The organism is Sphaerisporangium sp. NPDC005289 (assembly GCF_040607455.1).
Taxonomy (GTDB): domain Bacteria; phylum Actinomycetota; class Actinomycetes; order Streptosporangiales; family Streptosporangiaceae; genus Sphaerisporangium; species Sphaerisporangium rhizosphaerae.
The window spans coordinates 357,056-369,605 of sequence record NZ_JBEXGS010000008.1 but is presented as its reverse complement, the minus strand read 5'-3'; the positions used below and the strand labels follow the sequence as shown (position 1 = coordinate 369,605).

The 12,550-nt window shown below is 70.5% G+C and carries 9 protein-coding genes; 5 read left to right on the top strand and 4 right to left on the bottom strand.

From position 1 onward, the window contains the following. Positions 1-369: 369 nt before the first annotated feature. Positions 370-1,419, top strand: a complete 1,050-nt coding sequence (locus ABZT47_RS17355) for an AI-2E family transporter (RefSeq protein WP_354842351.1) — start codon at positions 370-372, stop codon at positions 1,417-1,419. Positions 1,420-1,568: 149 nt separating this feature from the next. On the opposite strand, the gene ABZT47_RS17350 is transcribed toward ABZT47_RS17355, so the two are convergent. From ABZT47_RS17350 to ABZT47_RS17340, 3 genes are all read right to left on the bottom strand, one after another. Next, the gene (locus ABZT47_RS17350; protein WP_354842348.1) at positions 1,569-2,813 is read right to left on the bottom strand and encodes a hypothetical protein; all 1,245 of its coding nucleotides are present in this window, start codon (positions 2,811-2,813) and stop codon (positions 1,569-1,571) included. Positions 2,814-3,178: 365 nt separating this feature from the next. Next, positions 3,179-4,732, bottom strand: coding sequence for a cellulose binding domain-containing protein (locus ABZT47_RS17345; protein ID WP_354842346.1), 1,554 nt, complete (start codon positions 4,730-4,732; stop codon positions 3,179-3,181). 12 nt (positions 4,733-4,744) lie between these two features. Continuing rightward, entirely contained in the window at positions 4,745-6,112 is a 1,368-nt protein-coding gene (locus ABZT47_RS17340) for a cellulose binding domain-containing protein (protein WP_354842344.1), read from the bottom strand. Between the two features lie 495 nt (positions 6,113-6,607). Here ABZT47_RS17340 and leuE point away from each other — a divergent pair, with 495 nt between their 5' ends. Then, positions 6,608-7,258: a leucine efflux protein LeuE gene (leuE, locus tag ABZT47_RS17335; RefSeq protein WP_354842401.1), complete on the top strand. Its 651-nt coding sequence runs from the start codon at positions 6,608-6,610 to the stop codon at positions 7,256-7,258. 34 nt (positions 7,259-7,292) lie between these two features. Here leuE and ABZT47_RS17330 read toward each other — a convergent pair whose 3' ends face one another. Next, positions 7,293-7,634 (bottom strand): luciferase family protein, encoded by a 342-nt coding sequence (locus tag ABZT47_RS17330; protein WP_354842341.1) that lies wholly within the window; start codon positions 7,632-7,634, stop codon positions 7,293-7,295. A gap of 275 nt (positions 7,635-7,909) precedes the next feature. Here ABZT47_RS17330 and ABZT47_RS17325 point away from each other — a divergent pair, with 275 nt between their 5' ends. The 3 genes from ABZT47_RS17325 to ABZT47_RS17315 all read left to right on the top strand — a co-directional run bounded on the left by ABZT47_RS17325 (position 7,910) and on the right by ABZT47_RS17315 (position 12,280). Further along, the gene (locus ABZT47_RS17325) at positions 7,910-8,560 is read left to right on the top strand and encodes a VC0807 family protein (RefSeq protein ID WP_354842338.1); all 651 of its coding nucleotides are present in this window, start codon (positions 7,910-7,912) and stop codon (positions 8,558-8,560) included. A 194-nt stretch (positions 8,561-8,754) separates the two neighbouring features. Further along, complete coding sequence (locus ABZT47_RS17320; protein ID WP_354842336.1) at positions 8,755-9,474, top strand: SDR family oxidoreductase; 720 nt, start codon at positions 8,755-8,757, stop codon at positions 9,472-9,474. A 133-nt stretch (positions 9,475-9,607) separates the two neighbouring features. Then, positions 9,608-12,280, top strand: coding sequence for a PEP/pyruvate-binding domain-containing protein (locus tag ABZT47_RS17315; RefSeq protein WP_354842334.1), 2,673 nt, complete (start codon positions 9,608-9,610; stop codon positions 12,278-12,280). Positions 12,281-12,550 lie beyond the last annotated feature (270 nt).

The window sequence follows — 12,550 nt, the reverse complement described above, 5'->3', positions numbered from 1 at the left end:
CGACCGGAACCAAATCGCGCCGTTACCGGCACTTGACTCCCGCCACCCGAACCAACGAGCATTCAGGCCGCCCCGTCTCCAGGGCAACCCCTCTAGCTTACACACTCTGTCGTAGTGACGCAAGCGCCTCTGCGAAGATTTTTTCGAGGGGTACCGACATGCGCTCCCGCCAGCGCCCAGGCCGCAACCACTCGAGGTGGTGGGCTTGGTTGGTGGCCGGGCGATGCCGACGACAAAAGATTAGCACCGTCCGCGCGTCCCTCGATCCAATACAGGCAACGTTCGAGTAGAACCTTTCGGCCCACGGGGCAAGACCAGTACAACAAGCGGTAGGACCGAGGATCACGAACCGGATCGAGGCTGACCACCGTGAGCGAGCGAAGTACCCCCCGGGCGCTGGTCATGCTGCTGGTGGCGGCCTCGGCCGTCGTCGTGCTGGCCGGCATCAAGGCCGTCAACACCATCCTCGGCCCCATCGTGCTCGCCCTGGTCCTGGTCGTGGCGGTCGCCCCGATCAGGGGGTGGCTCGTCCGCAGGCGCGCGCCGAGCTGGCTGGTCGTCGCCGTGCCGTTCTCGGTGGTCATCGTGGTCCTGCTCGGCATGGTGGCGATCCTCACCACCGCTGTCGTCCAGATGGCGGCGCTGCTGCCGGGCTACTCGGGTCAGTTCAACAAGCTGGTGGCCGACGCCCAGGCGTGGGCGGCCGCGCGCGGCATCGCGCCCCAGGTGAACCAGGCGCTGCGGTCCTTTGATCCGGGCAAGATGGTGGGGATCGCGCAGAGCCTGGTGTCCAGCGTGCTCGGAGTAGTTTCGAGCCTGTTCCTCATCGTCGTGCTGCTGCTGGCGATGAGCCTGGACGCACCGGTCACCTCCCGGATCATCGCGGCCGCCGCGGCGGAGCGGCCGGCGATCACCAAGGCGCTCACGACGTTCGCCGACAGGACCCGGCGTTACCTGCTCGTCTCCACGATCTTCGGCCTGATCTGTGCCGCGCTGGACGTGGTCGCGCTGTACGTGCTGAGCGTGCCACTTCCCCTGCTTTGGGGCGTGCTGGCGTTGATCACCAACTACATCCCGAACATCGGGTTCGTCATCGGGCTGGTGCCGCCGGCCCTGTTGGCACTCCTGACGGGCGGTCTGCGGAGCATGATCCTGGTGATCGTGGCCTACATGGTGATCAACATCGTGGTCCAGTCGTTCATCCAGCCGAAGTTCCTCGGCGACGCCGTTGGGCTGAGCACCACGGTGACATTCCTGTCGCTGATCCTCTGGGCGACGGTGCTGGGACCGCTGGGAGCGCTTCTGGCCATCCCGCTCACTCTGCTGACCCGTGCCCTGTTCATCGACAGCGATCCGGGGCTCAAGTGGTCGACCGCCCTGGTGTCCGGCGAGCTGCCCGCGAACCGGCCGGGGTCGTGACCCGGCCGGGGTCGTGACCCGGCAGGAATGGACGCCGGCCGCGCGTCAGGACAGGCGTCCGCGCGTCCATGCAGGCGTTCACGCGTCTCGCAGGGCGTCCGCGCGATCGCGAAGGGCGCACGCGGATCATGCCGGAGAGCGAGCCCGCCTCAGGCCGAGGCTCCGACCGCCGTGCGGGGGACTCCCTCGCTCGTCGCGAGCGTGGAGCTCCCGTGCCTGCGGCCCCAGGGCATGGCGGCGATGAGGAGGGGAAGCAGCACCGCCGAGCTCATCGCCCACGGTGAGTGCAGGTTCCACCAGCGCACGTCGTTGAACTGGGTCAGGTAGAGATAGCCGACGGCCGCCCACGTGGAGGTGCCGATGATGACCGGCCAGGCGAACCGCGTCGGACGGGCGACGAGGAACGGCATGAACCACATGAGGTACTGCGCGCCCAGCCGCGGGGTGACGACCATGAACGCGAGCAGCAGCGCCGTGGTCAGGTCGACGGGGTCGGCGCGGCGCCACAGGAAGCCGACGACGAGCAGCGTGCCGTAGATGGCCCACTGGCCGTAGCGGGCGAGGTCGGCGTTCAAAGTCCAGTCGCCGCCGACCACGAGCGCGGTCCATCCCCACTCGCCGATGATGGGGCGCACGTCGCCGATGGTCTGGATCACCTTGGGGAGCTGGGCGAGGGACGTACCCGCGCCGATGGGAAGCGTGACCAGGAAGAAGATCGGCGCCACGCCGGTGGCGAAGAACGCGTAGATGCGCGAGCGCAGGTCGGGCAGGAACAGCAGCATGCCGGGGACCAGCCAGATCGGCCAGCTCTTGGCGCACAGCGCGAGGCCCATGAGCAGGCCGGCGACGATCGCGTTGCGGACGGGCCTGGACGTCCTGGCGTTCCTGGCGACGATGAAGGCCGCGACGCCGAACATCAGGGAGACCGGCTCGACCTGGCCGTGCACCGCGGCCACCAGGATCGCGAGCGGGTTGCAGGCGTACTGGAAGGCGCGCAGGCGGGCGTCCTTGCCCCCGGCGAGCCTGCCGACCAGGGGGATCAGGATGATGTCGGCGACCACGGTGACCAGGCGGCCGGCGACCTCCCACGGGATGTGCATCCACAGCAGTAAGCCGTACACGTACGGGATCGTGGGAAGGAAGTGCCAGCCGCCGTCGCTCTCGAGCACGGGGTCCTGGTGAGCCAAGATCGCCCGGCCCGCCGGTTGGAAGCTCTTCATGAAGTCCACGGGCTGCCAGACGGACTTCACGGCCAAGATCATGATCAGGACGCGCACCCCGACGCCGACGGCGAGTGTGACGGCCGGCGACGGTCTCCAGCCCTTCCATTGGGCGACGATCGCGAGCACGACACCTGAGACGAGGACGCACCCCGTGAGAATTGCGTTGTCCATGACGCTCACTAGCCTGCCGGAACACAACCCATACCGACCACTCGGGTGTGAAAATTGCCACCATCTATCCAGAATTGTTCACACAAAGAAGTGTTTTGACTCCTATGGGTGACGATCATGCGCTAAGTGTGCATTAGATCGGTCCACGGAGGCGGCCGTCGAGCACACGCGCAGGTCACGGACGAGGTGTCCAGGGACGGCGAGGAGACGGCGGGCGGCCCTCTCCGAGGGACCGACGAGGAACCGAAGGCGCTGTGCGGGACGAGCGTGCGGCCCGCGGGCTCCGTGGGGGGTCGGAGCCGCGGGCCGCACGGTCCTCGGCGGCTTCGGTCTTCGCACTCGTCTGATCTAGGCGAGACCGCCGGTCAGAAGCCTGCGGTGATCTGCGTGAACTGCCAGTCGCTCTGGGCGATGCCGCTGCACGCCGACTGGACGCCGCCGCCCGCGCAGCCGCGGTCGCGGTTGACCGACCAGAACGCCAGCCGCGCCAGCCCCTTGGACTTGGCCCAGTCGCGGATCTGGGTCCAGGTCGCGGGCGTGGTGGTCTCCTGCTGGTCGGACAGGCCGTTCATGCCGGAGATGCCCATGTGCGCGTAGGCGGTGGCGTCGGACCAGCCGAAGGCGTTCTTCAGCGCGGTCTTCAGGCCTTCGGAGGCGTTGACGGTGCTCTGGTACATGTTGGCGCCGCCGCCGAAGTCGAACGGCATGATCGTGAACACGTCGATGTTCGCGCCCAGCGCCGCGGCCTGGTTGATGAGCCGGGTGCCGTAGTACGTCGGGCCCGTGGTGCTGGTGCCGAACGTGACGATCGTCTTGATGCCGGGGTTGTTCTGCTTGACGATCTTCAGCGCGTTGAGGATGCGGTCCTGGACGGCCTCGTTCTCGAACTCGTCGCTGTTCTCGATGTCGATGTCGATGGCCTTCAGGTTGTAGGCGCTGATGACCTGCTGGTACGCGCCGGCCAGCGCCTGGGGTGTGGAGCAGTTCGGGCCGAGCTTGTTGCCGCTCCAGCCGCCGAACGAGGGGACGATGTCGCCGCCGGCCGCCTTGATCTGCGCGATCGCCGTCGCGTCGGCGCCTCCCTGCAGCGGGCGCTGCCCGTCCCACGCCGGGGTGCAGCCGCCGCCGGACAGGACGAACGCCATGGTGAACCACTTGACCCCGGTCGCGTTCATGACCGTGGCGGGGTTCGGCGGGCTGCCCCAGCCCAGGTACAGGTAGGGGGCTCCGCTGCCGCCGGTGGGCTGCTGGCATCCGGTGGTGGTGGCGGTGACGGCCGCGCTCGCGGACGACTCGCCGACCGAGTTGTACGCCTTCACGGTGTAGGTGTGCGAGGTGCAGGAGGCGAGCGAGCCGATGGTGGCCGAGGTGCCGGTCACCGTGGCCCTGACGGTCGAGCCCTCGTACACGCGGTAGCCGGTCACGGTGCCGCTGGAGGCGGCCCAGGACAGGGAGATCGACGTGCTCGACGTGCCGGTGACGGCCGGGGTGCCGGGCGTGCCGGGCGCGCCGGGGTTGGTGGTGCCGCCCGAGCAGGAGGCTCCGTTCAGGGTGCAGTTGAGCGGGGCGCCGAAGTTTCCGGGGCTGCCGTTGAAACCGAAGGTCGTGCTGGCGCCCGCGGCCAGGGTCGGGGCCCAGCTCGGGTTGGTGAAGGTGTAGTGCTGGCCGCTCCTGGTCATCACCGCGTCCCACGCGGTGGTGACGGAGTAGCCGGAGGGCAGGTCGAAGGCGACGGTCCAGCCGTTCAGCGGGCTGGAGGTGCCGTTGGTGACCGTGTACTTGCCCTCGAAGCCGCTCCCCCAGTCCTGCGGCTTGGTGAAGGTCGCGGTGGCCGAGGCCGCCGAGGCGGGGGCCGTCGTCACCACCAGTACGGCGCCCGCGGCGAGCAGTGCCGCGACGCATAAGCGGATCAGGCGCATCGGATCGTCCTTTCAGCCGGTGAAGGCCTTGAAGATGGTGGTGAACTCGTAGGCCGACTGGCTGACGCCGCTGCAGGTGGGCGAGAGGGTGCCGTTCGGGCAGCCGCCGTTGTCGCGGCCGGCCGACCAGAAGCCGATCCGGCCGACGTGGTTGGCCTGGGCGTAGGACAGCAGCTTGCGCGCGTCCGCCTGCGTGGTGGTCTGGCCGGTGTCGTTCTTGCCGATCATCGGGGTGAGGCCGAGCAGCCGCTTGAGCTGCGCGTCCGTCTTCGAGGGCCAGATCGTCCGCATCTGCCCGAGCGTCGCGTTGGCCGCGGACACCAGGGCGTCGCCCCAGGCGCCGGAGTAGCCGAAGTCCATCAGCATCGGGTTGACCAGCACGTTCAACCCGCGCGCCGCGGCGTCCTGGAGGATCTGGACCGAGAACGGGTCCATGCCGTAGTCCTGGCCCTGGATGCGGAGGGTGTAGCTGATCACCGTGCCGCGTTCGGCCTGCAGTTGCCTGAGCGCCGAGTTGACCTTGGCGATGTCGATGGACGCCTCGATGTCGACGTCCAGATGGTTGGTGCCGACGGTGTCCAGCACCTTCCTGTAGGCCGCCAGTAGTTGCGCCGTGGTGCCGCAGCTGTGTTCCAGGTACGGGCCGACGGCGCCGCCCGTGGCGACGATCACCTGGCCGCCCCGTGCCTGCAGTCCGCGGACGTCGTTGATGACGCGCGAGTCGTTCAGCGGGATGGTGCCGCCCCAGGCGGGGTTGCAGCCGGTGCTGTCGCCGAGGGCGAAGGCGAGGGTGTAGTTCTTCACCCCGGTCGCGGTGGCCGCGCTGACCAGCGACGGCGTGGTCATCGTGATGTCGATGTAGGGGGCGAGGACGATCGCGCCGGTCGGCGGCGGGGTCACGGTCGGGGTCGGCGTGGGCGTCGGGGTGGGCGTGCGAGTGGGAGTGGGAGTCGGTCCGGGCGGCGTGGGCGTCGGGCTGGGGGTGGTGCCGCCGCCGCAGGACGCGCCGTTGACCTTGCAGTTCAGCGGCGCTCCGGGCCCCGCGCCGACGAACCCGAACGAGGCGGAGGCGCCGGGCGCCAGCGACCCGTTGTACTCGCGGTTCCTGAAGGTGTAGTGGCCGCCTGACTGGTTCATCAGGGCGTCCCAGTAGGTGCCGACGGTGGTGCCGGACGGCAGGTCGAACTCCACGGTCCAGCCGTTGACGGTGCTCGCGGTGCCGTTGGCGACGGTGTACTTGGCCTCGAAGCCCGACCCCCAGTCGGAGGTCTTGACGAAGGTGGCGCTCACCGAGGCGGCCTGCGCGCCCGGTGGCGCGAGCACCGCGACGGCGATGCTCGCCAGGGCTGTGAGGACGAGCAGGGGCAAGGTGCGTCGCATGATCGCTCCCATGCTGCGAAAGGCGGGCGTCGCGCGTCCCGGGCGCGGGACGCGAGGGGGGTGAGAGGGAGGATGGGCGCTGGCTCACTGGATGTCCGCAGCTCATGGGGCATCGGCACTGGAGGGGACGGGGGCGCGGACGACTGCAGGTCACCAGTACTTTTAGGAAAGTTTCCTAAGAGTTGTCGCGATCGTAGCTCCGGCGCAGGCCGCTCACAAGGCCCAAACGGCGAGGTTTTCTCCCAGGCAGGGCGGCTTTGACAGCCGGGTCACACTGGTCTACCCGCCTGCCTGGAGACATACGGTCACCCGGCTGCGGCGGCCCGGCCCGGATTCGCCATGCCCGGCGCGACGACGGCGGTCACGTTCCTCCGGACGCACAGCGGCCCGGGGCGCCGGGCCCGTGTTGTGGCAGATGGCTCGGGTTAACGGGGTGAACGTGGGGTTTGCGGCGGTATAGCGTGTCACTTCCCTGCGTACATGGAGTTCGGCGGCATGTTCTTCGGCATCACCAATATCTGGGCCTACGTGATCGGGGCCTTTCTGATCATTCTTCTTCCCGGTCCCAACTCGCTGTACGTCCTGACGGTGGGGGCGCGGCGCGGCGTGCGCACCGGGTACCGCGCGGCCGGCGGGGTGTTCGTGGGCGACACGGTGCTGATGGTGCTGTCGGCGGCCGGGGTCGCCTCGCTGCTGCGGTCCACGCCGATGCTGTTCAACGTGGTCAAGTACGCCGGCGCGGCCTACCTCGCGTGGCTGGGCTTCAACATGATCCGCGCCGCCGTGCGGTCGTGGCGGGGCAAGGACGAGCCGGGCGGGCAGGCGGAGGGGGCGCCCGACCTCGCCGACCCGTTCAGGAAGGCCCTCACGATCAGCCTGCTCAACCCCAAGGCGATCTTGTTCTTCATCTCGTTCTTCGTGCAGTTCGTCGACCCGCATTACGGCGCGCCGGCGCTGTCATTCCTGATCTTGGGCGCGATCTGCCAATTCTTCAGCGTCATCTATCTGTCCACGCTGATTTTCGGCGGGGTGTACCTGGCCACCCAGTTCCGGCGGCGGCGCAGGCTCTCGGCCGGCCTGACCTCCGGCGTGGGGGCGCTCTTCCTCGCCTTCGGCGCCCGGCTGGCGACCTCCAGCCTCGGCTGACGGCGGCCGCTCGCGCGGCCGCCGGCCGTCGCGCTCAGTCGTCGTTGACCTTCAGCGCGACGCTGACCAGTGACAGGAACAGCTCGGCGTCGGTGCGGTCCGCGATCTCGACACGGATCCAGCCGGTGCCGTGACCTGGTGTGACACGATGGGAGTCGGCGAGCACCCGGGCCCATCGGTCGACGAGGGAGGCGGTGAGCAGCAGCTCGGCAGTGTGGTCGCCGCGCATGCGGATGATCTCGCGGCCGCGCGCGCGGAAGCGGATGGCCTTGCGAGAGTGGCTGACCGCGAGGTCGGGCCAACGGGTCAGCTCGACGGCGACGTCGGCCACGCGATCGGCGGACGGGGGGACATGCGTGCGTGAGAGCACTGCCATGACTTCATGCTCCCGAACCGCTCGCCATCCGGAAACCCTCCGTTCCCGAACCGTTATCCAATGTTCAACCACCTCATGAAGGGTGTACCGCCCGAAGCCGAGTAATGATCGGATTAAACGATCATTACCAAAATATGTACGCCTTACCTGGACATTGTGTACCGTGAGCCACTAATGACTACAATTCGGCGTTTCGGCCGCGTTTCGGCGAACACATCCCAGGGTAGGCGTCGAAGCTTTAGCGTCGTTCCTCGAACGTCCTCCCTGGGAGAAGCATGAACGCTCCACACTTCACCCTCCCGAGGATCACCGCACTGCTCCGGCAGGCCGTGCCGCGGCTCCTCGAAGGCGTCGTCGCCCCGCTCGCCGTGTTCTACACCGCCCTGGCCGTGCTCGGCCTGGACGGGGCGCTGGTGGCGGCGGTGAGCTGGGTGTACGCCGGGGTGCTGTGGCGGGTCGTCCGCCGCCGGCCCGTCCCCGGCACGATGTTGCTGGCGGCGATCGCCATCACCGCGCGGGCGGCGCTGGGCTGGTGGACGGGAAGTGCCGTCGTCTACTTCCTTCAGCCCGAACTGGGCACGATCTGCATCAGCATGGCCTTCCTCGCCTCGGTCCGCCTGAACAGGCCACTGGTCCAGAAGCTCACCCTGGACTACATCCACCTTCCCTCGGCCGTGCTGCGGCACGAGCGGGTGCGGCGCTTCTTCGCCCGCATCACGCTGCTGTGGGCGTTCGTGCTGCTGGCCAACTCCGCGGTCAGCATCTGGCTGCTCCTGCACCAGTCGATCGGCACCTACCTCCTGGTGCGCACGTCGGTGGTCGCGGCCATCAGCGGCGTCGCGGTCGGCGTCTCCATCTACGCCTTCCGCCGGGTGCTGCACCGCCTGCACGCCGACGCGCCCGCCCCGGCCATCACCGCCGGCTAGACCGCGGACGGCCGTCCGCCGGCGCGGACGGCCGCTGCCACTGGCGACTCCTCTCCCCCGCCCGACGTGACGCTCCCGATGTGATGTACCGGACGATCCGGGATATCCGCACGTCTCGGCCCTAGGCGACATGTGCGCTGATGTGCGCTGATGGGCGAAGATGAGGGCATTTCCTGTGCGGAGAGGACGGAATCATGGGATGCGCACTCGTCACCGGGGCCTCGCGGGGCCTCGGCGCGGCCATCGCCGAACGGCTGGCGGCCGACGGCTGGAAGGTCGTCGTCAACTACGCCCACGACACCGCGGGCGCGACGGCGGTGGCCGGCCGCATCGGCGCGGCGGCGTACGTGGCGCGGTTCGACGTCACCGACGAGGAGGAGGTCGCGCGCGGCGTCGAGGACATCCGCGAGCGGGTCGGCCCGATCGGTGTCGTGGTGAACAACGCGACCGGCCCGCAGCCGATGATGCCGATCGAGAAGCAGACCTGGCAGGACCACCTCGACCAGCTCCGGTTCTTCGTCAAGGCGCCTCTGCTGCTCCTGCACGCCGTGCTGCCCGACTTCAAGGCCGCCGGCGAGGGGCGCGTCGTCAACATCGGCAGCGAGGTGGCCGACCTCGGCAACGCCGACTTCGCGCACTACGTGTCGGCCAAGGCGGCCATGCACGGCCTGACCCGCTCGTGGGCCCGCGAGCTCGGGCCGCTCGGCATCACCGTCAACACCGTGGAACCGGGCTGGATCCCGGTGGAGCGCCACGCCGGCGACGACTGGAGCGACTACGAGGCGCGGCTGCCGCTGCGCCACATGGGCGTTCCCGCCGACGTCGCCGAGGCGGTCGCCTATCTGGCCTCCCCCGGCGCCCGCTTCGTCACCGGCCAGCGGCTGGCCGTCAACGGGGGAAACACCATGAGCTAGTTCCGCGTCATGGTCCTTATTTCATCGGTCGTTGATTTCAACGGCTGATGAGTTTATGGTGGGGTCATACGACGGACAGCGTCGCCGGAAGCGCGGGCCCCGTCCGCCCCGGCGGCTCCACAGGGAGACCGACATGCTGACCTCCGACGGTGACCGCCGGCTCGCCGGCCCGGAGCACCACCCCCTGATCCTCGGCTTCCAGGACATCGCCGCCGACGCGCTGCCGCTGGCCGGGGGCAAGGCCGCCAACCTCGGCGTGCTGACCCGGGCCGGGCTGCCCGTGCCGCCGGGGATCTGCCTGACCACCTGGGCCTACCGCCGCGTCGCCGAGGGCGCGCACCTCGGCGAGGTGCTGGACGCCCTGGCGCGCACCGCCCCCGGCGACACCGCCACGCTGGCCGAACTGGCCGGCCGGGCGCGCGCCGCCGTCCTGGCCGCCCCCGTGCCCGACGACATCGCCCGCGCCGTGCGGCGCGCGACCGACGGCCCGGTGGCGGTCCGCTCGTCGGCCACCGCCGAGGACCTCCCGGACGCGAGCTTCGCCGGCCAGCAGGACACCTACCTGAACGTGGTCGGCCCCGAGGCGGTGCTGGACGCCGTCCGCCGCTGCTGGGCCTCGCTGTGGACCGACCGCGCCGTCGCCTACCGCGCGGCCAACGGCATCGACCACGCCGCCGTCCACCTGGCCGTGGTCATCCAGCGCATGGTGCAGGCCGAGGTCGCCGGGGTGATGTTCACCGCCAACCCGGTCACCGGACGGCGCCGCGAGGTGGTGATCGACGCCAGCCCCGGGCTCGGCGAGTCGGTGGTCTCCGGCGGGGTGAACCCCGACCACTTCGTGGTCGGCCCCGCCAAGAAGATCACCAAGCGGGTGCTCGGCGACAAGGCGACGGTGATCCGCTCGGTCGAGGGCGGCGGCACCGAGCAGGTCGCGCGGGAGTCCGCCGACGGTCCGTGCCTGACCGACGACCAGATCGTCGCCCTGGCCGGGCTCGGGGCCCGCGTGGAGGACCACTACGGCTCCCCGCAGGACACCGAGTGGGCGATCGACTCCTCCGGAGCGCTGTGGCTCACCCAGGCCCGGCCGATCACGACCCTGTACCCGCTGCCCGAGACGTCTCCGGACGGTCTGCGGGTGTACTTCTGCTTCAGCCTGGCGCAGGGCCTGCACCGGCCGATCACCCCGATGGGGGTCTCGGCCTTCCGCACGCTCGCCGGCTCGGTCATCGCCACCCTCTACGGCGCGCGCACCGGTCCCCTGCCGCTCGCTGAGCCGGGCATGCGCCTGTTCGGGGACATCACCGGCGTCATGCGCAGCCGGGTGGGGCGGGCCGTCGTGCCCCGGCTGCTGGACGTCATGGAGGCGCGGTCGGCGGTCGTGCTGCGCGGCCTGTTCGACGACCCGCGGCTGAGCGTGACCCACCGTTCGCCGCTGCCCGCGGTGCGCCGGGTCTGGCGCGTCGCCGCCCGCTATCGCATACCGGTGCGCATCGTGCAGGCGCTGCGCGACCCGCGCAGCGCGCGGCGGCGCATGGAATGGGTCGTCGAGCGCCTGCGCGAGCGGCTGGCGCTGTCGCCGGACGCCACCCCCGAGCAGCGGCTCGACCACGTGGAACACTGCCTGCGCACCGAGGTGGTGCCGATGATCCCGCACATCGTGCCCTTCCCGGCCGCCGGGTTCCTGATGATGGCCCTGGCCGCCCGCCTGCTCCGCGGGCGCAGCAGGCCCGGCGAGCTGCCGACCGTGCTGCGGGGACTGCCGCACAACGTCACCACCGAGATGGACCTGGCCCTGTGGCACGCGGCCTCGCGCATCCGCGCCGACGCGGCCTCGGCCCGCGCGCTGGCCGGCCCGGCCCTGCCGCAGGGCGAACTGCCGCCCGTGCTGCGCGCGGAGCTGGACGGCTTCCTGGCCCGCTACGGCCACCGGGCCGTCGCCGAGATCGACCTGGGCATGCCCCGCTGGGCGGACGACCCATCGCACGTGCTCGGCGTGCTCGCCAACTACCTGCGGCTGGACGACCCATCTCTGGCCCCCGACGAACAGTTCGCCCGGGGGGCGCGCGAGGCGGAGGACATGATCCGCACGCTGGCCCGCCGGGTGGGCGGCCTGCGCGGACGCGTCGTGCGCTTCGCCCTGGGACGCACCCGCGAGCTGGCGGGCTACCGGGAGATGCCCAAGTTCTGCTTCATCGTGGCCCTCGGCGAGATGCGCGGGCACCTGGCGGCGGTCGGGAAAGAACTGGCCGGGCGCGGGCTGCTGGAGAAGCCGGACGACGTGTTCATGCTGAGCATCGCCGAGGCGCGGGCCGGGCTCGGCGGCGCCGATCAGCGCGCGCTCGTCCGCACGCGCCGCGCGACCTACGAGCGGGAGCTGCGGCGGCGGCACATTCCCCGGGTCATGCTCTCCGACGGCACCGAGCCGGAGGCGGTGGGGGCCGCGGCGCCCGTCGAGGGCGCCATGACCGGCACTCCCGCCTCCCCCGGCACGGTGACCGGCAAGGCGCGGGTCATCCTCGACCCGGTGGGGGCCCACCTGTCGCCCGGGGAGATCCTGGTCGCGCCCTCCACCGACCCCGGCTGGACGCCGCTGTTCCTGACGGCGGGCGGCCTGGTGATGGAGATGGGCGGCTCGAACTCCCATGGCGCGGTGGTGGCCCGCGAGTACGGCATCCCGGCGGTCGTCGGAGTGCCGGACGCCACCTCGCGGGTCGCCACCGGGGACGAGATCACCGTGGACGGCACCACCGGCGCCGTCACCCTGGCCGCGCCCCTGGCCGCGTCCCCGGCCCGACCGCCCGCCTGACCGCCTGACCGCCGCCTGACCGCTCGACCGATCACCTGACCGCCCGCCTGATCGTCCGCCGTCGCCGCTGGTGCGCTGTCCACGAACGTGCACCGGCTCGGGCGCCGTAACAGGCGCCGGCATCGCCGCACCACGACCCGCCGACCCGGCGCCGATCACTGCAGCACGTGGCCGGGGGTGAAGAGACGCGCCCGGCGAACGTACGCGGTCACCGCACCAGGCGCGGCCCGGGGTGAAGAGACGCGCCCGGCGAACGTACGCGGTCACCGC

Coding starts and splice junctions, on each gene's coding strand:
- ABZT47_RS17350 (WP_354842348.1), bottom strand. CDS start 2,813: ATGGACAACGCAATTCTCACGGGGTGCGTCCTCGTCTCAGGTGTCGTG.
- ABZT47_RS17345 (WP_354842346.1), bottom strand. CDS start 4,732: ATGCGCCTGATCCGCTTATGCGTCGCGGCACTGCTCGCCGCGGGCGCC.
- ABZT47_RS17340 (WP_354842344.1), bottom strand. CDS start 6,112: ATGCGACGCACCTTGCCCCTGCTCGTCCTCACAGCCCTGGCGAGCATC.
- leuE (WP_354842401.1), top strand. CDS start 6,608: ATGTTCTTCGGCATCACCAATATCTGGGCCTACGTGATCGGGGCCTTT.
- ABZT47_RS17330 (WP_354842341.1), bottom strand. CDS start 7,634: ATGGCAGTGCTCTCACGCACGCATGTCCCCCCGTCCGCCGATCGCGTG.
- ABZT47_RS17325 (WP_354842338.1), top strand. CDS start 7,910: ATGAACGCTCCACACTTCACCCTCCCGAGGATCACCGCACTGCTCCGG.
- ABZT47_RS17320 (WP_354842336.1), top strand. CDS start 8,755: ATGGGATGCGCACTCGTCACCGGGGCCTCGCGGGGCCTCGGCGCGGCC.
- ABZT47_RS17315 (WP_354842334.1), top strand. CDS start 9,608: ATGCTGACCTCCGACGGTGACCGCCGGCTCGCCGGCCCGGAGCACCAC.